Consider the following 255-nt stretch of genomic DNA (forward strand, 5'->3'; position numbering starts at 1 on the left):
CGATCATTCACGGTTCGGCGCTCAAGGCCCTTGAAGGCGACCAGTCCGAAATCGGCGAACCGTCGATCTTCCGCCTGGCCGATGCGCTGGACTCCTACATCCCGACGCCGGAACGTGCGGTTGACCAGCCGTTCCTGATGCCGGTCGAAGACGTGTTCTCGATCTCGGGTCGCGGTACGGTCGTGACCGGTCGCGTCGAGCGCGGCATCGTCAAGGTCGGCGAAGAAATCGAGATCGTCGGTATCCGTCCGACGG

General features: G+C 63.5%; 1 pseudogene. It reads left to right on the forward strand.

Features of this window, described 5'->3' with window-relative positions:
* Nucleotides 1-255 (forward strand): annotated as a pseudogene (gene tuf, locus ACLIIZ_RS21200) (elongation factor Tu); the annotation flags it as partial.

It is taken from the genome of Azonexus caeni (assembly GCF_048146105.1).
Lineage (GTDB): Bacteria > Pseudomonadota > Gammaproteobacteria > Burkholderiales > Rhodocyclaceae > Azonexus > Azonexus aromaticus_B.